Source organism: Streptococcus mitis, from assembly GCF_005144795.1.
GTDB lineage: Bacteria > Bacillota > Bacilli > Lactobacillales > Streptococcaceae > Streptococcus > Streptococcus mitis_BB.
Genome location: NZ_SWFJ01000003.1, coordinates 80595 through 105209, shown reverse-complemented (window position 1 = coordinate 105209; position 24615 = coordinate 80595). Strand labels below are relative to the sequence as shown.

Genomic DNA, 24615 nt, shown 5'->3' with positions numbered 1-24615 from the left:
TCTTACTCCGCTGTTCGGATATTTTCGTTATTCAACTGCAAATCCTTCGAGTTTGCAATTTCTTTCAAACGTTCTGAACGAATCAATTCATTAACCTCTTGCTTGGCATCATCTAGTTCTGTCTTCTTTTCTTCTATCTGAGCATTAACCTTGGTCAATTCATTCTGAACTTGTAATAGCTTTGTCTGCATAAACACAACGCTAATCGCTAAAACAGTTGTAGTCAAAGCAATCGAAAGATAAAATGCCTTCTCTACTCGTGAAAATCTCTTAAACTTGGTTTGCAGCGACTGGCTTGTTTTTTCGATTCTTTCTACCATCTTTTCCCCTCTTACTTGTGAATTTTTCTGGCCACGCGCAACTTAGCTGAATGCGAGCGGTTATTAGCTTCTAATTCTTCTGCACTTGGCAAGATTGGCTTACGGGACACCAATTCCATCTTGGGCTTGAGATCATCTGGGATGAAAGGCAAACCTTTGGGAACTTCCACTGTTGAAGCCTCCTTGAACAATTGCTTGGTCAAGCGGTCTTCTAAAGAATGAAAGGTAATCACTGAAATTCTACCATCTAGAGCCAACATCTCCATAGCCTGCTGGATGGACTCATCTGCTGCTCCCAGTTCATCATTAACTTCAATTCGAATAGCCTGGAAAATCTGTTTAGCAGGGTGACCCTTTTTCTTGAGCTCCTTGGCAGGCTTAGCCGACTTGATAATCTCAGCCAACTCAGTCGTTGTCTCGATTGGCTTGACTTCACGTGCTTGTTCAATCTTACGCGCAATCTGTTTAGAGAATTTGTCCTCTCCATACTTGAAGAAAATTCGAACCAAGTCATGATAGTCATAGTGGTTCACCACTTCATAGGCTGTCAGACTAGCTTCCTGATTCATCCGCATGTCCAGTGGCGCATCCTTTTTATAAGAAAAACCACGCTCACGCTGATCCAATTGAGGACTAGACACTCCCAAGTCATAACAAATTCCATCAATTTCCTGAACACCAGCTTCGCGCAAACGTGCCTGTAAATGACGGAAATTATCCTTGATAAAGGTTACCATCCCTTTTTCGATATAGGGTGCCAAACGTTTTTGCGCGTTGTCAATAGCATTCTGGTCCTGGTCAAAGGCATAGAGATGGCCTTTTTCACTTAATTTACTTAATAAATATTCGCTATGGCCCGCTCCACCCAAAGTCGCATCAACGTAGATACCGTCAGGCTTTACGTCGAGCATATCAATCGTTTCGTGGAGTAAGACCGTTACATGATGAAATTCTTTTGTCATATCCTATCTATTTTACCACAAATCCGAATAGCTTGCACTAGTCAGACAAATAGGTCAAAAAAAGTAAGATTTCTTTAAGAAATATGTCAAATATGCTTGACATCTATTTCATAGAAGAATATAATATAGTCAAATATATACGACATAAATCAGAAAGGAGAACAGATGAATCGTGTGAAAGAATTTCGCAAGGAACTAGGCATTTCCCAGCTCGAACTCGCCAAGGATATCGGTGTCTCGAGACAAACCATCAATATGATTGAGAACGACAAGTACAATCCAACACTGGAACTCTGTCTCAATCTCGCCCGCAGCCTCCAAACTGACCTCAACAGTCTCTTTTGGGAGGATAACTTTTAAAAAAGGAGCCAACTCATGAAAAAAGAAACCTTCACGGAAAAACTTATTAAACGCACATACGGTATTTCTGGTCCCCTTGACGAATACAAACGGCGTGAGGCCGATCGTATTGGGAACCAAGTCTTTATCATCCTCTTTTATCTGATGATTTTCGGAAATCTTATTCCACTCCTTCTGGTCTATAAATACCCTCAAGAAGTGGCTCTAATCTATCCTCCTCTGATTTTAGTGATTGCCCTCATCGCTGCTGGCTATGTCACCTACCAAATGAAAAAAACAGGGATTACAGCTATTGATCCAGATATGCTGAGCGAGAAAGAAAGTAAGCAACTATACTACCCAGGTCTTAAAGCAGGTTTGTTCTTTGGTCTATGGATGTTTTTTATAACTCCTCTTCTCCATATACTCATAGGTGAAGGTCAGGACTATTTTCATTCTCTCCTCACTATAAGAAATGGTGTATCAAGCATTCTCGGTTCTATTTTCTTCGGAGCGAGCATACAGTTCCTCATCTCCCGTCGCATTGCAAAAGCTAAGAAGGATCAAGATGAGGATTAGGAGGTACCTATGAAATCATTACTAACTTTACTAATCAGTCACATCTTTGTCAGTATCTTTATTACCTTTTTCCTAGTTTCTGGACAAATTACACGTCCTTTCTTGATTATCTTCCTTTTATTTCTTCCTTTGTTGAATAAGGGACAAAGACTTCAGAAAATCCAATCCCAAAAAATACGCCTTCTAAACGTATCTCTCTGTTTTATCCTCGTATCCTTCCCACAACTTTTAAGGAGTTCTGCAGATTGGAGATACCTAGTATTTCTAACAATTTGTAGCACTTTTAGCTTGATTTACTTCTATACTTTCTATCAACTCGTTAAAGAAGTCAATCAAAAACCGCTCATTTAGGAGGTTATCAGCATGAAAAAAGAAGACTTCACCACTCGCTTACTTCGAAATCTCTTTCATATCCAAGGCCCTTTTGATGAATGCCGACAAGAGATTATCTACAAGGCTTGTGCCCGTTCTATGGTTCAAATCGTTTATTCTTCCTTCTTCCTCTTCTTGTTTTATCTGTTATTTGGACGCTTCATAGAAGCCGTTCGCTATGCCATGCCCTACGTTTACTCTGGACTCATTTTTTTCATTACCTTAAAAACTCAAAGAGCCGTCAAAGAACTCCATCTGGAAAAAGATGACAAGTCAGAAATTATCCTCAAAACCTACAGCAAAGCCCAAATCAAATTCCGAAGCTGGATTGTGTTTATCGGACTTCAGATTGGCCTCTTTACCCTACTCATCTTTCATAAAGTCTTCGTTCAGCAAATGTCCTTTTCAGATTTTGGGAAGTTGCTCATGCAATTCTATAAAAGTGTTCCTTTCCTGATGTATGGCCTGATTATCGGTAGCATTTTTGGAACCCTGACCTACGGCTTTCTATCCCTACAGGAGGAAAAAACTCCTAAAAACACCAAACAGAAGGAGAAAAGCAAGTAATGACTTCACTATACGATTTTTCAGTCTTGAATCAAGACAATCAAGAAATCTCACTAGATGCCTATCGTGGGAAAGTTCTCTTGGTTGTCAACACTGCTACTGGATGTGGTTTAACACCCCAGTACCAAGGTCTCCAAGAACTCTATGATTGCTATCAAGAACAAGGTTTTGAGATTTTAGACTTCCCTTGCAATCAGTTTATGGGACAAGCACCAGGTAACGCAGAAGAAATCAACGCCTTCTGTAGCCTACACTATCAAACCACCTTCCCACGTTTTGCCAAAATCAAGGTCAACGGTAAGGAGGCAGATCCCCTCTATGTTTGGTTGAAAGACCAGGAATCTGGTCCACTAGGAAAACGAATCGAATGGAATTTCGCTAAATTTCTCATCGGTCGAGATGGGCAAGTCTTTGAACGCTTCTCTTCCAAAACAGACCCACAACAAATTGAAGAGGCCATACAAAAATTACTCTGATTTTTTGAATACATCCTTTCATTTAGTTTAATTTTTGAAAGGATGTATTTTTTCTTTAAAAAGCAAATGAATTTCTTTAAGTTAGATTGATTTTCTTACATTTCTCTATTGCATTTCTTGGAATAATTTAGTATATTTGTTATATTAAGGTTTTTGGGTCATTTTAAAGATTAAGATGGCAATTTAAATTTTTTTATCTTAAGATGAAAGCGCTTAAATAGGAGGAAGGTTATACTCAAACTATTGCACAAATTAACTATCATTAAAGAAAATCGTTTCCAAGTCATACTTGGGCTCAGACAGTAGCTGACTGTCTTTATTCAAACTAGGAGTACATTATGAATCGATACCTTTTTGAAAAAGGGCAAACTTTTAGCATCAGAAAATTAACCGTTGGTGTTGCTTCGGTTATGGTTGGTCTCGCTTTTTTTGCATCTGGAACAGCACTAGCTGACGAAGCAAAAATTGAAGCTACAAGTTCTCAACCAAACATAGAAAAATTGGCCGAGGCTGAAAAAACTAAACCAGAAATCAAAAATGAAAGTCCTGTAATCTCTACACCTCAAAAGTCACAGCAAGCAGAGAAAACTGTTAAACCAGCAGAAGAAAAATCTGTAGCAGATACTAAGACTACGACTACTGACTTACTTCCTGAAGAAATCCACGATCAAGCTTATCCTGATACGCCCGTAAAAAACATAGATACTTCAGCAATCGTAGACAAGAAGGATAGCCCTAAAGTTGAGACAGAAAGCATTCTAAAAAACAAGGAAGAACTTCCAAAAGAAGTTGAAAATGGTAATCGTGCGATTATCAACGGTGGTCTAGATTTGAAGCACGTCCCTTATGAGGGACAACCTGCTACTGCTGCTAGTATGATTTACACTATTTACAATGGTGGTTCTCAACGCTATATCGTGTCTGGTTCTGGTATTTTTGTAGCACCAAATGTCATCTTGACTGTCGCTCACAACTTTTTAGAATCAGACCGTGATACAAAAGAAGGACATATTCGAGGTGGAGATTCTGCTAAGTTTTACTATAACCTCGGTTCCAATTCTGCTGTTCGCAATTCTCAACCTGTAACGGGTAATACTACTCTTTTCAAAGAAGAAGATATTCATTTTTGGAACAAGAAAGAATTTGGAAAAGGATATCAAAATGACTTGGCTGCTGTTGTAGCACCTGTTCCTCTTCAAATCGCTAGTCCAAATAAAGCTGCTACCTTTGTTCCCTTGGCAGAAAACAAAACATATCAACCAGGAGATCCTGTTAGCACGATTGGATATCCGACTGATTCAAGCTCACCTGAGCTCAAAAAACCAATTGTAGCTGGTCAACTTTACAAGGCTGATGGTGTCGTGAAATCTGTTGATAATTATGATAATAAAGGCTCAAAAGGCATCACCTATCATATGACTTCTGTTTCAGGCCTTTCAGGTGCTGGTATTATCAACGGTGATGGTAAAGTAGTCGGTGTTCACCAACATGGCACAATCGAAAACGGCATCCCTGACAAAGATCGTTTCGGTGGTGGGATCGTCCTCTCACCTGAGCAAGTCAAATGGGTAAAAGATATTATCGCAAAATATGGTATCAAAGGTTGGTACCAAGGTGATAACGGGAAACGATATTACTTTACTCCTGAAGGAGAAATGTTCAGAAATAAAACTGCTGTTATTGGTGAAAATCAATATTCTTTCGATGAAAATGGTGTTGCGACACTCATTAAAGGAATCGATTACGGACGTGTAGTGGTTCAACACGTAGATGAAACTGGTAATCCAATCAAAACTGATGATACTTTTGTTGAAAAAACTGAAGTTGGAACAGCTTTTGATTATGACTTCAAAAAAGAAATCGCTAAGACCGACTTCTATACAAAAAATCAAGAGAAATACCAGATTGTCTCTATTGATGGCGTCGAAATCAACAAACAACTCAAAGATGAGTGGACCTACAACGTCGTCAGCAAAACAGCTCCAGGAACACGGGTCATCAAGGTGGTTTATAAAGTGAATAAAGGTTCATTTGCCATTCATTATCGCTTGAAAGGCTCAGAGCAAGAATTATCAGATGTTGTTACTGATAATAATGACGGAAAAGAATACGAGGTTCCCTTTGTAAACACTTTTGAAGCAAAAGAAATCGCAGGCTACCGCGCGATCACTCCACGCTTAGAAGCCAGCATCCAGCACAAGGGTGTGAATGATGTCGTCTTTGAATACGAAAAAATCTCTGATAGCTCTAATCCGACTTCAAATGTTTTACCTGCTGCTCACCCAGAAGATAAAGAAACAGAAATCGGAAATCACGGTCCGCTTCCAAGCAAGGCTCAACTTGATTATCACAAGGAAGAATTAGCTGCCTTCATCCACTATGGTATGAATACTTATACTAATTCTGAATGGGGACATGGAAATGAGGATCCTAAAAACTTCAATCCAACTAACTTAGATACAGACCAATGGATCCGTACTCTAAAGGAAACTGGTTTTAAACGAACTATTATGGTTGTCAAACACCACGATGGTTTCGTTATTTACCCATCTAAATATACAAATCATACCGTAGCTGCAAGCCCATGGAAAGATGGAAAAGGTGACCTTCTAGAAGAAATCTCTAAATCGGCTACTAAATACGATATGAACATGGGTGTTTACCTATCACCATGGGATGTTAATAGCCCTAAATATAAGGTAGCTACTCAAAAAGAATACAACGAATACTACCTCAATCAACTAAAAGAAATCCTTGGTAATCCAAAATACGGTAATAAGGGTAAATTTATCGAAGTCTGGATGGATGGAGCACGCGGTAGCGGTGCCCAAAAAGTAACCTATACTTTTGATGAGTGGTTCAAATACATCAAGGAAGCTGAAGGAGATATCGCTATCTTCTCTGCCGAACCAACAAGTGTCCGTTGGATTGGAAATGAGCGTGGTATCGCCGGTGACCCTGTATGGCATAAGGTCAAGAAAGCAAACATCACCGAAAATGTTAAGAACGAATACCTTAACCACGGTGACCCTGACGGAGATATGTACTCTGTAGGAGAAGCAGACGTTTCAATCCGTTCTGGTTGGTTCTACCACGATAACCAGCAACCAAAATCCCTCAAAGAATTGATGGATATCTACTTCAAGTCTGTTGGTCGTGGAACGCCACTTCTTCTCAACATTCCACCAAACAAAGAAGGTAAATTCGCAGATGCTGACGTGGCTCGCTTGAAAGAATTCAAGGCGACCCTAGACCAAATGTATGCGACTGACTTTGCCAAAGGAGCGACTGTCACAGCAAGTTCTACTCGTCAGAACCATCTCTACAAGGAAAGCCACCTGACTGATGGTAAAGACGATACCAGCTGGGCACTTTCAAATGATGCTACAACTGGTAGCTTCACAGTCGATTTGGGACAAAAGAGACGCTTTGATGTCGTTGAACTAAAAGAAGATATTGCTAAAGGGCAACGTATTTCTGGATTCAAAATTGAAGTCGAGATCAACGGACGTTGGGTTCCATATGGTGAAGGTTCAACCGTAGGCTATCGTCGTTTGATCCAGGGCCAACCTGTAGAAGCACAAAAAATCCGAGTTACGATTACTGGCTCACAAGCTACACCAATCCTAACCAACTTCTCAGTCTATAAAACCCCAAGCACTATCGAAAAGAATGATGGATATCCTCTTGGACTAGAATACCACTCAAATACAACGGCTGACAAGGAAGGTACAACTTGGTACAATGAATCGGAAGGTATCCGCGGTACTTCTATGTGGACCAACAAGAAAGACGCCAAAGTCACCTATCGTTTCACAGGAACCAAGGCTTACATCGTATCAACAGTAGATCCAAGCCATGGTGAAATGTCTGTATTCGTGGATGGTCAAAAAGTCGCAGATGTACAAACCAAGAACAGTAGCCGTAAACGTAGCCAAAAAGTTTACGAAACTGGTGATTTAGCGCCTGGAGAACACACTATTACTCTCGTTAACAAAACAGGTGAACCAATTGCTACAGAAGGAATCTACACTCTAAACAATAACAACAAGGGTATGTTTGAGCTTGAAGCAACTTCTTACGATGTCGAAAAAGGAAAACCTGTTACTGTTACAATTAAGCGTGTTGGTGGAAGCAAGGGAGCTGCTACCGTTCGCTTCATTACAGAACCTGGAACAGGTGTTCACGGTAAGGTTTACCAAGATACAACTCAAGATGTGACCTTTGCAGATGGTGAAACAGAGAAAACTGTTACCATTCCAACTATCGACTTCACCGAACAAGCTGACTCAATCTTTGACTTCAAAGCCAAACTCACTTCTGCGTCTGATGGTGCCCTACTCGGTTTTGCTACCGACGCAACTATTCGAGTAATGAAGGCTGATTTATTGAAGACGAATCAGACAAATTACGACGACCAGGCTAGCCAATTAGATTACAGTCCTGGCTGGAGACACGAAACCAACTCTTCTGGCAAATACCAAAACACTGAATCATGGGTATCATTTGGACATCTGACAGAGGATCAGAAGAAAAAGACAACTGTGACTGCTTATTTCTATGGTACAGGCTTAGAAATCAAAGGATTTGTTGACCCAGGTCATGGTGTCTATAAAGTATTCCTTGACGGTAAGGAAGTCACCTATCAAGATGGAATGGGAAATGCATCCATTATTGATGGCAAGAAATACTTTAGCGGTCACGCTGCCCAACGCCAAGGTGACCAGACTCTAGTCAGCCTAAAAGGACTTGATGAAAACTTGCACGCAGTAACTCTCCAACTAGACCCTGACAAGAATGATTTAACCAAAAATATCGGTATGCAAGTGGATCAATTCATTACAAAAGGCGAAGGCAGCGAGCTATACAGCAAAGCAGAAATCCTTCAATCTATCTCTAAATGGAAAGAAGACTTGTCTAATTTTAACCCTGCTGGATTAAAAGATACTGCAACTGCACGCCAAGCGTTCAAGTCTAATCTTGATAAACTCACTGCACAATTAAGTTCTGATACGGTAAATGTACAAGATGTGATGTCAACAGTCACTGCTTTGCAAGACATTCTTAGCAAAGACGAAAATTACCAAAAACCTGAAGACGAAACAAGCCCAGAACAACCAGTTGAACCAAAACAGCCTGAACAGCCTGAAATCAATTATGATAAGGCCATGGCTAGCCTGACTGAAGCTATCGAGAAAAAAGTGGCTGAACTTGGTACTAACAACGATGCTAAGAAGAAATTAGTTGAAATTACTGATAAAGCGATCGCAGCTATCCAAGAAGCGAAGACTCAAGAAGATGTCAACAAAGCTCTCAACACTGCTCTTGAACAAATCAAGCAATTGCAACCTAGCCAACCAGAACAACCAGTTGAACCAAAACAACCGGAACAGCCTGAAATCAATTATGATAAGGCTATGGCTAGCCTGACTGAAGCTATCGAGAAAAAAGTAGCTGAACTTGGTGCTAACAACGATGCTAAGAAAAAATTAGTTGAAATTACTGATAAAGCGATCGCAGCTATCCAAGACGCTAAGACTCAAGAAGACGTCAATAAAGCCCTCAATAACGCTCTTGAACAAATCAAGCAATTGCAACCTAGCCAACCAGAACAACCAGTTGAACCAAAACAGCCTGAAAAACCAATTACTTCTTCAAATCCTGAAGAAGGGATTAAAGAGCTTGTCTTCCAACTCCCAAGTTTGGATATTGTTAAGAAGGCAGTACCATTCAAGACTATCCGTCGCGAAAATCCACAATTAGACAAAGGGAAAGAACAAGTTCTAGCAGAAGGGAAAGATGGTGCTATAATCGAGTATATCGAAGTAAATGGCAGCAATCGTAAGGTAGTTCAAACTGAATCAACTCCAGCTCTAGACCGAGTGATTGAAGTTGGAACGAAACAAAGTTCTGTAGGAACAGAGACACCACCAGTTGTGACTCTTCCTGAGTACCTTATACCAAAAGAACCTGAAAAACCAATTATTTCTTCAAGTCCTGAAGAAGGGGTTAAAGAACTTGTCTTCCAGCTCCCAAGTTTGGATATTGTTAAGAAGGCAGTACCATTCAAGACTATCCGTCGCGAAAATCCACAATTAGACAAAGAGAAAGAACAAGTTCTAGCAGAAGGGAAAGATGGTGCTATAATCGAGTATGTCGAAGTAGATGGCAGCAATCGTAAGGTAGTTCAAACTGAATCAACTCCAGCTCTAGACCGAGTGATTGAAGTTGGAACGAAACAAAGCTCTGTAGGAACAGATACTCCACCAGTTGTAACTCTTCCTGAGTACCTTCTACCAAAAGAACCTGAAAAACCAATTACTTCTTCAAGTCCTGAAGAGGGAGTTAAGGACCTTATCTTTAAACTTCCAAGTTTGGATATTGTCAAGAAGGCAGTACCATTCAAGACTATCCGTCGCGAAAATCCAAACTTAGACAAAGGGAAAGAACAAGTTCTAGCAGAAGGGAAAGACAGCCTGCTAATTGAGTATGTAGAAGTAGATGGCAGCAATCGCAGGGTAGTCCAAACCAAATCAACTCCAGCTCTAGACCGAGTGATTGAAGTCGGAACTAAACAAAGTTCTGTAGGAAAAGAGGCGCCACCAGTTGTTACTCTCCCTGAGTATGTTCTACCTAGAGAAACTGAAAAACCAGCTCCTGCAGTTGTAACAGAAGATTCACCAAGAAAAGATGAAAAAGCACCTGTTGCTACTACTGTTAAACAAGACAAGGAAAAACAACTCCCAGAAACTGGAGAGCAAGAAGCAAATGCCTTCTTATTCTTGGCTGCTATTACTTCAGTATTGTCTCTACTCATCTTCCAAAAGAATTTCAAAGACTAATTAAAATCTTTACTTAATTCTTTTCAATGATTCTAGTTCCCCCAAAGAGAAGACCAGCGGTCTTCTCTTTTTCTATATATAAATCAAAAAACATCCATAAATTTTTATGGATGGCTTAGTATATATAAAACAGAATGATTATTGAACTGACCCCAAAAAGTTAGACAGAAAAAATCTAGCTTTTGGGCTGCAGTTCATTCTATCTTTGAATGGGCAGAAGAATTTCAGTATATAGAAGCTAATAAAGTTGCAAAAATATTAAGAAGAATAAAGGTCACTAAAAAGATTCAACTTGTAGAGTCAAAGAGAGAGGAAGATTTATATCTAACTCATGAACAACTCCAAGAATGGTTCTCAGCATTTCAAGAAGATTTAGAGAATGATAAAATAACCCTTAAAGATTATGTCCTATTTTACTTTTTTCTTAAGCGATAGAAAATCTGAAGCCTATGCTCTTCAATGGAAACATATCGACTTTTCAAAATCACAGATTCAGCTAATTCAAGCTTTAGATAGATATGGACAAGTAAAATCTACTAAGGGAAATAAGAAAACTATTTTCTCTATTTCTAATGACTTACTTCAGCTTCTTACATCTTGGAAAGAACAACAAAGATATGAACTAGCAAAGTTTGGTATCATCAGTAATCCAGAACAATTTGTTTTTACATATATCGACACAAAAGGAAACATCAACAAGCCTTTACATGCTGACTATCTAAACAATAAAATGAAAAGCATTAGAAAGCGACATAAAGAGCTGGCACATGCTACACCTCATAAACTGCGACATACAGGAGCAACGCTTGCTAAACAAGCAGGAATGAGCTTAGAAGCTATTTCTGAAGCTCTAACACACAGTGACACAGGAACAACACAGATTTATGTCAATACTTCTAATGTAGTTCCTATGGCAGTTGGTGAATTTGCCTTAAAGTCTCTAAAACAATGAGGTGAAAATAAGGTGAACTTTGAGGTGAACTTTTCAAAAAAACATGAAAAAAGCACCCATGAGGTAAACTCTTGAGTGCTTTGAAACGTTGATAGTATCGTATTGATTAACGTTTTGAGAATTGTGATGCTTTACGAGCTTTCTTAAGACCTGGTTTTTTCTACATCATGATATTTATGGTAAATTATCACTAAAATCAAGTAATTTTAAGAGATAAATCCTCAATCCTTACATATATAACCCTTTTAAAAATCGAGAGGTTATCAAAGGGTTATCACTTTTTTAGTTTTCGGAGCTTATGTAATTGAGAAACAACGATTTATTTTTCTTCGTTTTTCTTCGTTTTTCTTCGTTTCGTTACTTGTTGTGAAATGATGTATAATACAAATCACATTCCCATACAAACAACTGAATTGCAAAACTATAAAGCGAATGAATTTAATGAATTTATAAGAAAGCTTACTTTATAAGTTCACTAATTAGTAATTATGTTTTCTTCGTTTTTCTTCGTTTTTCTTCGTTTTTATTTCATTTCTAATTTATAGTATTGACTGCGATCTTTCGTACTTGTCCCATACCATGTTAAAATGCCTTTTGCTCTCAACGTTTTCAATAATTTCGACGAGTAAGAAACACTCCTACCTAAGAACTCTGCTACTTTTTTAGTTGTCATAGGTTCTGCTGTATTGTACATATACTGTATCAATAGTTTTTCATCAACACTTAAATCACTATAATCTCTAAGTTTACTTTCCAAAGAATCACGTGTTCTCAATGTTCTACTTGTAATACTGTTTTCTAATGTTAAAACTACTTTGTTACCTGGTTCAGAGTAACACGGTTCATGGAGAAAAGCAGATTCCATTTCAGAATAGATTCGTTTTACTCCCTCATTCATTTCTCGGACCCATCCAAATTCAGTTAAGGTACGAGCTATACGCGGATTTCTAGAAAAACGTTCATGTCTTATATTCTCAACAGTTACAATATTCGGTAGTTTTCCTGGGCTATGAATCTCTAGACGATTATCAAACATCAATACCCTGATATGATCTCCGTATACTGAATAATTCCTGTGGGTTACTGCATTTACAATTCCTTCAAACCAAGCAAATTCAGGATATTCTGGAAGTATCTGAAATCTACCATCACTATCTAGATACTGAAACTCTCGTAGCTGGGTTCGAATAAAATCTCTAACTTTAACAATTAATTTAGGCAATGCATCATCAAACGTTACTTCCTTAATAACATTAAATTCACTTCCTGTACCTACATCTACTCCATCAAATCGTTGAAAACGAACACGTGCTTGAGGGAAAAATGCGGAAGGATACTTACCAAAGATAAGAATAGCTGCCTTTGTCAATTTACCATTAATAAGAAACCGCCTTGCCTTTAATATCTCCTCAGTTGAACGTTCTGAAATATCAAAATGTTCCTTAAAGTCCTGAACTAACAGTTCATCAATATCATCTAATGTAGCATCTTCAATGATCTCATCTTCAAAGAAACGCTGTCCCTTATCGTAACTAAGTTGTATACGTTGCTCATAACTCAACTTGACTGATTCGTCTCCCTGTCGTAGATAAACTTCATCATTTGGAGCGGCAATCACTCGATTCGATGATAATTCAACTGAGATAATTAGAATCAGGTCGTCTTCTCCCTTATGATTAACCACAGGTATTTCCTCAAAAGATAAGTCCAACGGTGTATCCCGCATCTCTCGGTCTATCTTTTTGAAATCATCAATCGGATAGGCTTTCCCATCCTTAAAACCAGTGATAATATTGTCCTGCTTTTCATCTTCAATCCCAATAATCAACTGACCTCCATCAGCATTAGCAAAGGCAATCAAATGCTTAAGCAATTCTTGTGGTTTCTTACGCGCTGATTTTCTATCCAAATATTGATTTTCCGGCGAAAATTGCCAGTAACTAAAATCATATTTCATTTGTTTTCTCCTAATTTTTGGTTAAATAATAATGATTATTCTGCATTCCTTACTGAATCTGTTTTCCTTAAGATAATAGGCTAGGGTTTTCATTATGATGAGGGCGAATACACTTTTCAACCTTAATATATAAATACTTTAGAAGATTTATACTTATCAATACTGCTCCACCAGTATTTAATTTTTTTATTTAGTTGTTGATTTAATATTTTCTAAAATAATATCTTTAACAATTTTCAGATCCGCTTCAATTTTCTTAATATCCGTTCTTATATAATTAATCAAATCTTCACTAGATACCTGTTTTTTTATACGAGCATAATCATAATAATCTTTTTTACCATATGTTTTCCATTTTTTTCTTGAAGATGATTTTTCTAAAATTGGATTATCCTCTAGGTTGAAATTATATAAACAAGTTTTCTCTTTTATAATCTCACATATTCTTTCTAAATCACCTAATTTCGCTTTATCTTCAAGAGAAAAATTAACCTTATGTCTATATTGATTTCCTTGTATCTGAATATCAAATGATGACGTAGTACCATCGATAGGAAGATTAATTCCCAAAAAATGTGCTCCTCTTATTCGACCTGAGTATGTTTCATACTTTGAACTTGCAATCTGATTCTCTAAATTCGTATAATGAATCTTCTCTATAAGCGACCTTAATCTCATACCTTCAAGGACTTTATTAATAGACTCTTCAAAATAGTATGATTCACTATAACTTACCATTCCAATAAACTCTTCTATATTCTCCATATAATCAATATAATCTGTTAAGAATAATCTAAAAGTCTCATCTACTTTATCAAGCAAATCACGATAATAGTAAATTAGCTCACCATAACTTTTTCTAAACCAACTACCAGGCAAATCAAATCCAGGGTTAACTAAACTAAGAAGTATTCCTTTAGCATTAGAATCTTTTTCAGAATAACGAATTAATTGACTTTTTTCTGGTAAAGACTTAACCTTATTTTCTATAAAAATAACATGAGCCCTTCTATCCTCATCAATAACCTCGATAGTTAAATCAATCGAATTTTTTTCTCTGTAAACCTTTAAATCTGTATATTTTTTATTAATATCAATAACATTACTAAAAAACTTATGATTAATAAATTCAGACTTCTCCAGAACAACAGCAAATAGATTGCTATGATATAATTCTAAATTACTTAGTGACAGTTGATAATTCAGTGTATTTTCTATTTTATTCCTAAGAATTAATAACTCATTATAATTTTCCATTTAATAATTCCTTTACTATGATAATTAATGTAATTTACTTGTTTTTATTATACCATAAAATAAATTAATCAATTTATTGAAAATTTAATTTAAATAAAAGAAGACAAATACACATTAGACAATGTATTTATCTCCTTATTAAAAACTATTCATCAACTTCGAATTTAGATAAACTATTTATTAAATCAATCGTTTGGATAGATATATTAATAATTCTCAATAGCAAATTGAAAATATACTTTTCATCATCACTATAATCATTTGGATCATCAGTGATTCCAGATTTTTTATCAGTTTTGACTTGATACTAATCTATAATCCATCCAATAGCAGAGCACCCATTTACAACATATTCATAGGCCTTTTCGGGGATATTACTAATAGTGATATCACTATTAAATATGATTACGGATAAGTCATTCACTGATTTACCATTTTCATCACGTTTATTAGCAAACTTCATTTTAGTTACCTTATAAGATAGTTTATCTGCTCTATCAACAATTACATCTTCATAAACAGGAACGTCTTCATAATGAAGGTGTATATCGGATAATCTTCTCCCAGTTTCAATATATAAAACTTTGTTTTTTCTACATTATTATATTTATGGTAAATTATCACTAAAATCAAGTAATTTTGAGAGATAAATCCTCAATTTTTACATATATAACCCTTTTAAAAATCGAGAGGTTATCAAAGGGTTATCACTTTTTTAGTTTTCGGAGCTTATGTAATTAAGAAAGACGAACTACTGTATCACAAAGATGATGTACAGTTTAACAACAAATGTACAGTTTCTTCATTCCTGGACAATTTCTTTTTCTATTCTGAAGATATTATTTCTATATATTTAAAAATAACAAAACAAATAACAGATTATTTCTAAATATTTGAAAATAATTACTATTTATATTATACTATCTTTGAGGTAACTATTATGAACTATATTAAAAGACCACATTATTTAGACTTTTTAAGAAGACATCGTGATCGGCCAATCATCAAAGTTGTGAGTGGAGTTAGACGAGCTGGTAAATCTGTTCTCTTTCAACTCTATAAAGAGGAGTTACTAGCAACTGGAGTAGACGAGGATCAAATCATATCCATCAATTTTGAAGATCTGAGTTATTATGACCTGCGAGATTTTCAAACATTATTCGCTTATATAAAAGAAAGATTAGTTGAGGAAAAAACATACTATATCTTTTTAGATGAAATTCAACATGTTGAAAAATTTGAACTGGTAGCAGATAGTCTATTCATCTTGCCAAATGTTGACCTCTATTTGACTGGATCAAACGCCTACTTTATGAGTAGCCAATTAGCAACAAACTTGACTGGTCGGTATGTTGAGATAGAAGTTCTTCCATTGTCATTTGAAGAATACCTATCAGGTCAATCTCTCTCAGAAAATCTGAATACAACAGAAATTTTTAACAATTATCTCTTTAGTGCTTTCCCTTACTTATTGCAAACATCATCTTACGCTGAAAAAATTGACTATCTAAGAGGAATATATAACTCAATACTGTTAAATGATATTGTCACTAGATTAGGAAATCCAAATCCTACTATTATTGAGCGCATTGTCCGAACCCTTCTCAGTAGTACAGGTAGCTTAATATCAACAAATAAGATTCGTAATACCCTGCTCAGCCAAAATGTTTCAATATCCCATAATACTTTGGAAAATTATTTGACGACTTTGACAGACAGTTTACTTTTTTATTCCGTTCCACGTTTTGATGTAAAAGGCAGAGCATTATTGCAACGCTTAGAAAAATATTATCCCGTTGATTTAGGTTTACGACATCTCCTATTACCAGACCACAAAGAAGATATTGGGCATATCTTGGAAAATATTGTCTATTTGGAATTGAGACGTAGATATTCACAGGTATATGTTGGTAATTTAGATAAATATGAGGTTGATTTTGTTGTTGTAACTGATCTTGGCCACTACGCTTATTATCAAGTCAGTGAAACAACACTTGCTCCAGAAACACTAGACAGAGAACTTAGACCACTAGAAGCCATTAAAGATCAATTCCCCAAGTATCTATTAACAATGGATACGATTCAGCCAACAGCCAATTACAATGGAATTGAGAAGAAAAATATCATAGATTGGTTACTAGAAAAGTAGATAATCATAAATCATATAGCTAACTAGATTTGCAACAGTCTGTTATCAATGATTCTACCCAAATCCTAACAAAATATATGGAAAAAACATCAAAATGCTGAACTATCAAAGTTTGGAATTATCCAATCCGATGAACAATATGTCTTTACTTATATCGATATGAAGGGTAATGTTAATAGCCCTCTACACTCTGACTATCTTAATAATAAAATGAAATCTGTCAAACGTCGTCATCCAGAACTTAAACATGCTACACCTCATAAATTACGACATACAGGAGCGACACTTGCTAAAAAGGCATGAATGAGCTTAGAAGCCATTTCTGAAGCATTAACTCATAGCGATACAATTACAACTAAAACTTATGTTAATGCTTCAAACATAGTTCCATTATCTGCTGGACAAGTTGCCTACCAACATCTTAAAAACAAGTAGGGTAATTTTAGGGCAAATTTTTTTAGAAAGTATAGAAAAAAGCACCCATAATGTAAACTTTTGAGTGCTTTGAAACGTTGATATAGTCATATTGATTAACGTTTACTAAATTGTGATGCTTTACGAGCTTTCTTAAGACCTGGTTGGGGCACCACTTATTTCATCTAATTTCAAAGTGCTTTAAAATCAACGTTTTCATAAGTTTTCAAAAAATAAAATTTCAACTAATTTCAATCAGTTTCATTAAAATAAGGTAAACTTTCATAAAAAATAAGCAAAAATCGAACCAGAATATCAAAAATTTACCTTATATAAAATTTTTACATGTATACTAATTTGTTTCCATTAGAAAAGAGAGCCACCGCTCTCTTTCTTTTTATCTATTATATTTTCGTTTTCCTGCTAAAGCGAGGAGTCCAAGACTTGCTCCAAGCAATGCTAAAAGTCCTGAATCCTTTGTTCCTGTATTTGGAAGTTGTTTCTTAGGTTCTGCTTTTGTATTTGTAGCTTTTGCAGGAGCTTGATATGTTTTATCGTCTTTAGTTCCTACTGTAGCCACATTAACTGGTTTGTTTTGTGCCTTCGCATCCACAACATCAACCACTTTACCGTCAGCATCAAGGACAGGTTTAACTTCTCCACCTGCTTTACGGATTGCATCTTCTTTTTCTTTCAAAGCCTGCAAGCGTTGTTGTTCTGCAAGGTATGCGTCATGGTCGGCTTTGAGTTGCTTGAAGTTAGCATGGACACGAGCCTTAGCTTCAGCGATACCCTCAAGACGAGCCAACTCGTCCTTAGCAGTCTTCAACTCAGCACGAAGTACACCAAGCTTAGATTTAGCATCAGTAAGCTCTTTGTCCAAAGCCTTAAGGACTTCATCACGCTTAGTAAGAGCAAGTTCAAGCACTGTATGAGTATCAGTAGCCTCTTTAGACGCTTCACGTTTACGAGCAAGGTCTTGACCAGCTGACTTACGAGCCAAGACTGCTACATCATGAGCCTTAGTAAGGACTTCCAATTCACCTTTGGCAGTTTCAAGTGATTGGTTAGCGTTTGATTGCTCTGCTTTGGCAGTTGCAAGAGCTGTCTTAGCTTCAGCAAGAGCCTTAGCCTTGTCAGTAGCGTTTGATTTAGCTAGAGCAAGCGATTCCTTAGCAGTTTGCAAAGCTTTAGTGTCCTGTGCTAATTTGTCTTTAGCGTCAGCAAGAGCCTTTTCAAGAACTGGAACATCAATCTTGTTACCTAGCAAGTCAGAGAGATGAGTACGAGCATTAGCAAGAGCTGTTTCTGCATTAGTGTAGGCAGTTTGGGCTGATTGAACGGCTGTTTTAGCTTCTTGAGAGGCTTTGACTACATCATCATAAGTTGATTGAGCCAGTGAGAGTTTTTCTTGGAGAGCCTTAGTGTTGTTGTTTGCTTCAACTACTTTGGTTTTATTGAATTTGGCATTTTCGGAAATACCATTATCAGATGTACCGTCGATGTGGATATTGAAGTTACCTTCGCTTGTAGGTTGGAAACCAACACCTATGTAGTTTTGATAAACTAGGTCAGGTTTGTTAATATCACTTAGACGAGCAAAACTAAGAGCATGCGCCCAATTTAAACGTTCTTCAGAGTCAGAATCTAGGAATAATCCGATAAGAATGTTTTCGTAGATAGATTCTTTAAGCTCTGCTAAGTTTGATACCCCTTTATCTCTGAAACCAAGGTTTTCTGAGATAAGAACACCATTAGCATTACCTACCTTGTCCATAGCTTCAAAGTCGTGGTTTTCTTCTTCTTTAGATGCTTTTGCAACTTCTCGAGCAATACGCATAGAGTCTTCTGTTACGATAGCACGTGGTCTGCCAAAAGCATCACGGATTTGGTTGATAAGGTCAGCAGTGAATAGGTTGATTTCACGCTCTACCTCGGGAGTAAGATTTTTAATGTCTACACGAACATTTTTATCTTTTTCTGGAGCCTTATACTTGTTAGGGTTACCTTCTGCACCGAGAATACCCCAGTTTTCTAGTTCTTTTTTACCTAAAGCCTTTAGCTGGTCTGAGAAAGACATATTTTTAGTATTAGAGTACTCTCTTAGAAGTCTAACATACTCAGAACTAATATTAAGTTTTGCCTGACCTCCGTCAACACTTGCCAACTCTTCTTTAGCACGTTCGAGGTCAGCTTTAGCAGAAGTGACTGCCTTATCCTTGTTAGATTGGTCAGCTTTAGCATTAGCAAGGGCTGTAGTGGCTTGACCGAGTTTAGTTTCAGCGCTAGATACCCCAGCTTGAGCGTCTTTGATAGCTTGGTCTTTGTTAGATTGAGCTTTTTTACCATTATCAAGTTTAGTCTGAGCAGTCGATACGGCTTTAGTGTCTTCAGCGACTTTGTTAGTAAGCTTAGCTACCTCTTTTTCAAGTTGGGTAGTGTCAGTAGTAGATGAAAGAGAATCTACTTTTTTCTGAGCGTCAGCTACCTTATTAGCCGTAGCAGTGGCAGTTTTCTCAGCATTAGATACTACCTTAGTTTGGTCAGCAACCTTTTCAGCAGTGGCAGATACAGACTTATCAGCATCAGCTACAGTCTTCTCAGAAGTCGCAAGCTCACTGGCTTTCTTGTCAGCGTCAGCCTTAGCTTCAGCAACCTTCTCAGGTGTAACAGAACTAGCTTCTTCTACTTTTTTAGTAGTGTCAGAGATAGCCTTTTCAGCATCGGTAATCTTTGCTTCAGTAGTTGCAACAACTTCTTTTTGCTTAGCTACATTCTGACTAGCCTTATCCGATTCATCCTTAGCCTTGTCAACATCAGCTTGACTAGGAACTTTAGGAACAACCTCGTCCTTAGCAACAACCCTAGTTGCAGGCTCGTTAACAGCTACTTCAACCTCGCTTGCTGATACCCCAGTAGATACCCCTAGAGCCGAGATTGCAAGCGTTGAAATAACTGCGCCAGTACGCAGTTTCTTGATGGTTCCGTGACCTTTTTGTAATTCCATCTTATAAATCTCCTTTTGATAGTTCTATAGTCCTATTTTATCACACATTGTAGTGTTTTAAAACTATTTTATATAGCATTTCTCTTTTATAGTAGTTTTTTAAGACTATAAAATTGAGTATGATAGGATTTAAGGGGTACTGATATGACAAAAACAAATCTACAATCTTATCTAGGTAAGAGAATCCGATTACTGAGACTTCAAAAAAATTTGACTCAACAGCAACTAGAGGAGCTGGCGGATCTACCATTGAAATACACGTACAAACTAGAAAATCTTGAGCCTAATATAAAAATAAAAACATTACAAAAAATTATGGATGCACTTGATACAGATATAGAGACTTTTTTCGATATATCCGTAACCGAAAGCAATCCTTTAATAAATAAACTAATATATAAAATTAAGGAACTAACACCTAGTAAACAAGAAAGAGTTCTCAAGCTAATGATACAGCTTATTGACGAAATAGAAACATAAACCAAGTCACAAAAAAATTGACTTGGTTTTATTTTATTCTCCTGTAAATAAAAACCGAATGTTCTTCGCTATGGTTAAAAAATTTCTAAGACCCTAGCTCAAATTCTTTCTCCCTACCGAAAATGACTAATCAAAACAACTTAAAAAATGGGTATCCCAGCGAAGAGGTCTAACTACCTGAGCAAAATAAGAAGAGTCTGACGAAAATTTAGAACAACATCATGCCATAATATATATCCACTGGCGTAAATTTTTGACTACCTATACTATAATATTTATACAATGGCGTATTTTTGAGATAATTTAATTTTTAATATTAAAATGACGTAACTGAAGGAACCCCCTCGCGATATAGTATTTGAAACTAAACGTTTGGGGTGATGAAAAATGTACTATATGAGTTAAATTGATAACATTTAATAACTTGTTATCATTAAAGATTAAAATCACTTGTCAGCATTCTAAAAAGTCTGACCATGTAAAGACAAAGAGGAATTAACATGTCAAAAGAAAAAAATTTAATCGTCGGCAACCACGAAAGCGCAAGAGCATTTTTAAATGCTTTATCAACTTCTGTTGATATCCCCTCAGAAATCAAAGTAGTTGATACAAATAGCGGAATCATCAATGAAGGTCAAGAAAATCAACGTTCATGGGCATCTCTTACATGCGTAGATGTCGAACTCTATGAACAGTTCTCTAGCATCTTTCAATCAGCTTACTGTCCAACCTTCCGAGTAAAGCTGAAGAACTATCAAAACGAAAATTTAGATGGTTTGATAAACGCTGATATCGTACTTAACAAGTATGACTTGTCATTTGTTCTTGACAAGTTGAAGCAACCAGTCGGACTCGCTCTTGTAGCTGAGCTTTCCGATATTTCATTAAAATAAGTGATAAAAATAGTGAGTTATCATCTGCATTGTGTAGATGATAACTACTCACTATAAAAAGGAGATAAAACATATGCTAATAAAAATACTATCCTATCTTTTTATTGTACTGTTCCTATGGCAAGGTCTTAATATTCTACACATCTCTCTAAAACGACAGTTTCTCATTTTGTCAGATGAGGTTGTTAAGAGAAATGAAAATCTATGGGAACAATGTCTTTTGTTAACAGGCAAGCAAGTTAAGACTATAACCACATTGATCCGAAATGTCATTCTTTGGTTGTTGAAGAAAAAATCTGATGAACAATTACAAGCTCGAAAAGCTACTATCTTACACAACGTAGTCAATCATCTCAATCAAAACTTATCTCAAGATTTACAGTTAAAAACTATAAATCCTGCTACTACTGGTGGTGTAGATGTTTGGGTCTATCTCGCTCATAATCTTGACACAAACTCTCAAAAAGAGCTTGAAGAGTATTTCATGGGTGTGTTGGCTAAATACACAAATGAATTTGCTCTTGACTATATGCACATAGAAATGAATATTGGTGCTGGTTGGGTTGCTAAATTCGATGTTAAAATAATAGATGAAGCAAGCTATAATAGAATGGCTCGAGCATCTAAAGTTGAAACTAAGGAAGAGTTTGAGGATATTGATTTATGGTAGATACAAAACCTTTGATACCCCTTACAGGTCAAAGAATAGGTTGGGAGAAAACTATCCCACATCTCCTGATACTAGGACAAACTGGTAGCGGGAAGAGCATTGTAGCTCACGCAATGCTTGCTGACATTGCCTATAAAACTTCTCGTTTACCAAGTGATAAAAGAGCGATGCTAGTCGCCTGTGACCCTAAATCAGAGGACTGGTTATTCGCTGAATCATCTCCGAACTGTTTCTTTGGAGATAATTCATATAAAGCGATTGAGGTAGTTTATAATGAACTTTTAAGTAGAAAAGCTGATAGAAGCCGACCTAGAAACTCTCTTATACTTTTCTGTGAAGAAACGACAAGTCTTATAGAATCATTACCTAGCAAGCAGAAAAAAGAGACTCAACATCAGCTGAAAATCATACTCTTGCAAGGACGTTCTATTGGTATAAAATTACTCTGCGTCAGCCAAGACCTCATGGCAGAGGTGTTGGGCAATAGCTCGCTAAGAAATCAATTTGGAGCAGTTTTGGGCTTAGGCTCTATTGCTAGTCGCTCAACTATTTCGAGCAGTATTTTTGATCTAGCCCCAGGGCAAAAACTAGCTACTCTACCCAAGCAACATGGTTGGTTTCAAGTTTTTGATGGTAGTCAACCAATTAAAGTTAAAGTTGCTAATATCAGAGATATGTCAAAAATGCAGGCAGTTTTACTAGAAATGTTGGATAGATATAAACCCAAAGAGCAAGTCATCTAGATTGGGCAGGCTGGGGCGACCCGAAGAGGTCGTTCATTTTACTCCAGCATGGACTAGCTCAGATGACTTGCCCACCTACGGTAGGCAAAAAACATCTAAGATTTTAACTCTAACTATTCTTTACGCGTGTTAGACTGGGCTTGTCAACGGTCTAACACTAGAATAGTTAAAAGAATAATTAAAGAATAGTTAATAATGAAAGGTTAATTATACATGGCAACAAAGAAAAAAGAAGCACTTTTGACTTCTGTAGCAATTACACAATATTTTGATACGACTTATTGGAAGAATGGTTGGAATGAAGAACTCATTAAGTCCGAAAATATCGAAAAAATTCTTGAGGAAATAGTCAGAAGAGTTAGTGAAGTCGCAACGGTTACTGAAGCATATACAATTAAGCATGATAAAGATACATCACTTGCTTTTGACAGCGTAACTAGAACAACAATTTCCAAACTAAAAGAACCTCATATCCATGCCTTACTAAAATTTTCAAAAGGTGCTACACTTACTGATTTAGCAGTAAAAATAGGATTAGAACCTCAGTATCTTGAGAAAGCTAAATCTGGTAGATATGGCTACGATAACTTGTTAGCTTACTTAATTCATGCCAAAGATAAAGATAAGTATCAATACAGCCCTGATGAAGTGATTACTCTAACAGGTAAAAACTATTTAGAAGTTTATCACGAAAGACATGTAAGCTGGCTGAAAGGTAAAGCCAAAAAAGAGGTAAAACAAACCTACAAAGATATTGATTTGCTAATCGATAACATTCTGAACGGAAACATCACCAAAAAGGAAATGCTTCTGAATAAAGACTATCACATGCTTTATGCAGTCCACAAAACTAAGATAAACGATACCTTTCGTACCATTGGAGAAATCAAAGGAACTATGACACAGGATGAACTGGAAAACAAGAAATTCAAGAAGACAATCCTATTCATACATGGTGCCTCTGGACTTGGCAAGTCAACATTTGCAAAAGAGATAGCAAAAAGTCTTATTCAGTTAGCAAAACTGAATAATCAAAACTGGAAATCAGTCTTGACTGCAGGTACAAATATGTTTGATGAAGTAAACGGAGAAGAGATTCTTTTTCTTGATGACGTTCGAGGAGATAGCCTAACCGCTTCAGACTGGCTGAAACTATTAGACCCTTATAATATTAGCCCTATCTCAGCTCGTTATCAAAATAAAATAGGCGCTGCTAAGGTCATTATTATCACAAGTTCTAAACATCCTTTGACCTTCTTCTACCACACCAAAGGCAATAATCGTGAAGATTTATCACAATACATTAGAAGAATCGCTCATCTAGTAACCTTAAGGGGAAACAGCGATAACATTACTTTCCATGAATCACAACCTAAACGAACTATAGACAGAATTGTGAAAATTCCAGGCACTGACCAAACGACATCGTTATCATACGATTTCACAACTGACAACGAAGCGACAAGTAAAGAAGAATTACTATCCATGTTAGTATCTACAGTTGGACTATATAATAAATGGGAGCACTGGGATTATAACAAAATAAAAACCCCATCCGAAACTTTGGCGAGCGAGGACGAGGTTACAGATAATCAAGAAAAGTAAACAGGGTATCTCTTGATACCTCTATTATACC

Annotated in this window: 17 protein-coding genes and 3 pseudogenes; 14 read left to right on the top strand and 6 right to left on the bottom strand. The window is 36.7% G+C overall.

Annotation, left to right across the window (positions count from 1 at the left end):
• Window positions 1–2 precede the first annotated feature (2 nt).
• The gene (gene ftsL, locus FBF73_RS02985; protein ID WP_136936931.1) at window positions 3–320 is read right to left on the bottom strand and encodes a cell division protein FtsL; all 318 of its coding nucleotides are present in this window, start codon (window positions 318–320) and stop codon (window positions 3–5) included.
• A gap of 11 nt (window positions 321–331) precedes the next feature.
• On the bottom strand, window positions 332–1282 hold the full coding sequence (gene rsmH / locus FBF73_RS02980) for a 16S rRNA (cytosine(1402)-N(4))-methyltransferase RsmH (RefSeq protein WP_049551041.1): 951 nt from the start codon (window positions 1280–1282) through the stop codon (window positions 332–334).
• Window positions 1283–1447: 165 nt separating this feature from the next.
• Between rsmH and FBF73_RS02975 the strand changes: the two genes are divergently transcribed.
• The 7 genes and pseudogenes from FBF73_RS02975 to FBF73_RS02940 form a co-directional block, all read left to right on the top strand.
• Window positions 1448–1642 (top strand): helix-turn-helix transcriptional regulator, encoded by a 195-nt coding sequence (locus FBF73_RS02975; protein WP_001082471.1) that lies wholly within the window; start codon window positions 1448–1450, stop codon window positions 1640–1642.
• 15 nt (window positions 1643–1657) lie between these two features.
• Complete coding sequence (locus FBF73_RS02970; RefSeq protein ID WP_136936930.1) at window positions 1658–2200, top strand: DUF3278 domain-containing protein; 543 nt, start codon at window positions 1658–1660, stop codon at window positions 2198–2200.
• Between the two features lie 9 nt (window positions 2201–2209).
• Entirely contained in the window at window positions 2210–2551 is a 342-nt protein-coding gene (locus tag FBF73_RS10090; RefSeq protein WP_136936929.1) for a hypothetical protein, read from the top strand.
• Between the two features lie 12 nt (window positions 2552–2563).
• Window positions 2564–3139 carry a DUF3278 domain-containing protein gene (locus tag FBF73_RS02960; protein WP_136936928.1) on the top strand — a complete coding sequence of 192 codons (576 nt, stop codon included), beginning with the start codon at window positions 2564–2566 and terminating at the stop codon, window positions 3137–3139.
• A complete protein-coding gene (locus FBF73_RS02955) occupies window positions 3139–3615 on the top strand; it encodes a glutathione peroxidase (protein WP_136936927.1) in 477 nt (158 codons plus the stop codon). The genes FBF73_RS02960 and FBF73_RS02955 overlap by 1 nt, the downstream gene beginning before the upstream one ends.
• Before the next feature lie 338 nt (window positions 3616–3953).
• Window positions 3954–10457: an alpha-L-fucosidase gene (locus FBF73_RS02950; protein WP_136936926.1), complete on the top strand. Its 6504-nt coding sequence runs from the start codon at window positions 3954–3956 to the stop codon at window positions 10455–10457.
• 192 nt (window positions 10458–10649) lie between these two features.
• Window positions 10650–11409 (top strand): annotated as a pseudogene (locus tag FBF73_RS02940) (tyrosine-type recombinase/integrase); the annotation flags it as partial.
• Window positions 11410–11932: 523 nt separating this feature from the next.
• On the opposite strand, the gene FBF73_RS02935 reads toward FBF73_RS02940, so the two are convergent.
• The 3 genes and pseudogenes from FBF73_RS02935 to FBF73_RS10230 all read right to left on the bottom strand — a co-directional run.
• Window positions 11933–13366, bottom strand: a complete 1434-nt coding sequence (locus FBF73_RS02935) for an ATP-binding protein (protein WP_102210587.1) — start codon at window positions 13364–13366, stop codon at window positions 11933–11935.
• 186 nt (window positions 13367–13552) lie between these two features.
• Entirely contained in the window at window positions 13553–14623 is a 1071-nt protein-coding gene (locus tag FBF73_RS02930) for a PD-(D/E)XK nuclease family protein (protein WP_136936924.1), read from the bottom strand.
• Between the two features lie 307 nt (window positions 14624–14930).
• A pseudogene (locus FBF73_RS10230) lies at window positions 14931–15200 on the bottom strand (type ISP restriction/modification enzyme); the annotation flags it as partial.
• Between the two features lie 363 nt (window positions 15201–15563).
• On the opposite strand from FBF73_RS10230, the gene FBF73_RS02920 reads away from it, so the two are divergent.
• Together FBF73_RS02920 and FBF73_RS10085 are read left to right on the top strand one after the other, a co-directional pair.
• Window positions 15564–16772 carry an ATP-binding protein gene (locus tag FBF73_RS02920; protein ID WP_136936923.1) on the top strand — a complete coding sequence of 403 codons (1209 nt, stop codon included), beginning with the start codon at window positions 15564–15566 and terminating at the stop codon, window positions 16770–16772.
• A 78-nt stretch (window positions 16773–16850) separates the two neighbouring features.
• Window positions 16851–17207 (top strand): annotated as a pseudogene (locus tag FBF73_RS10085) (tyrosine-type recombinase/integrase); the annotation flags it as partial.
• 376 nt (window positions 17208–17583) lie between these two features.
• Here the strand turns inward: FBF73_RS10085 and FBF73_RS02905 are convergent.
• Window positions 17584–20193, bottom strand: coding sequence for an SEC10/PgrA surface exclusion domain-containing protein (locus FBF73_RS02905; protein ID WP_136936922.1), 2610 nt, complete (start codon window positions 20191–20193; stop codon window positions 17584–17586).
• 144 nt (window positions 20194–20337) lie between these two features.
• Between FBF73_RS02905 and FBF73_RS02900 the strand changes: the two genes are divergently transcribed.
• The 5 genes from FBF73_RS02900 (at window position 20338) to FBF73_RS02880 (ending at window position 24584) form a co-directional block, all read left to right on the top strand.
• Window positions 20338–20673 carry a helix-turn-helix domain-containing protein gene (locus tag FBF73_RS02900; protein ID WP_125416926.1) on the top strand — a complete coding sequence of 112 codons (336 nt, stop codon included), beginning with the start codon at window positions 20338–20340 and terminating at the stop codon, window positions 20671–20673.
• 500 nt (window positions 20674–21173) lie between these two features.
• Window positions 21174–21566, top strand: coding sequence for a hypothetical protein (locus tag FBF73_RS02895; RefSeq protein WP_125416924.1), 393 nt, complete (start codon window positions 21174–21176; stop codon window positions 21564–21566).
• A 73-nt stretch (window positions 21567–21639) separates the two neighbouring features.
• Window positions 21640–22236 carry a hypothetical protein gene (locus FBF73_RS02890; RefSeq protein ID WP_240798238.1) on the top strand — a complete coding sequence of 199 codons (597 nt, stop codon included), beginning with the start codon at window positions 21640–21642 and terminating at the stop codon, window positions 22234–22236.
• The gene (locus tag FBF73_RS02885; RefSeq protein WP_084920340.1) at window positions 22230–22979 is read left to right on the top strand and encodes a type IV secretory system conjugative DNA transfer family protein; all 750 of its coding nucleotides are present in this window, start codon (window positions 22230–22232) and stop codon (window positions 22977–22979) included. The genes FBF73_RS02890 and FBF73_RS02885 overlap by 7 nt, the downstream gene beginning before the upstream one ends.
• Before the next feature lie 213 nt (window positions 22980–23192).
• Window positions 23193–24584: a Rep family protein gene (locus FBF73_RS02880; RefSeq protein ID WP_136936920.1), complete on the top strand. Its 1392-nt coding sequence runs from the start codon at window positions 23193–23195 to the stop codon at window positions 24582–24584.
• Window positions 24585–24615 lie beyond the last annotated feature (31 nt).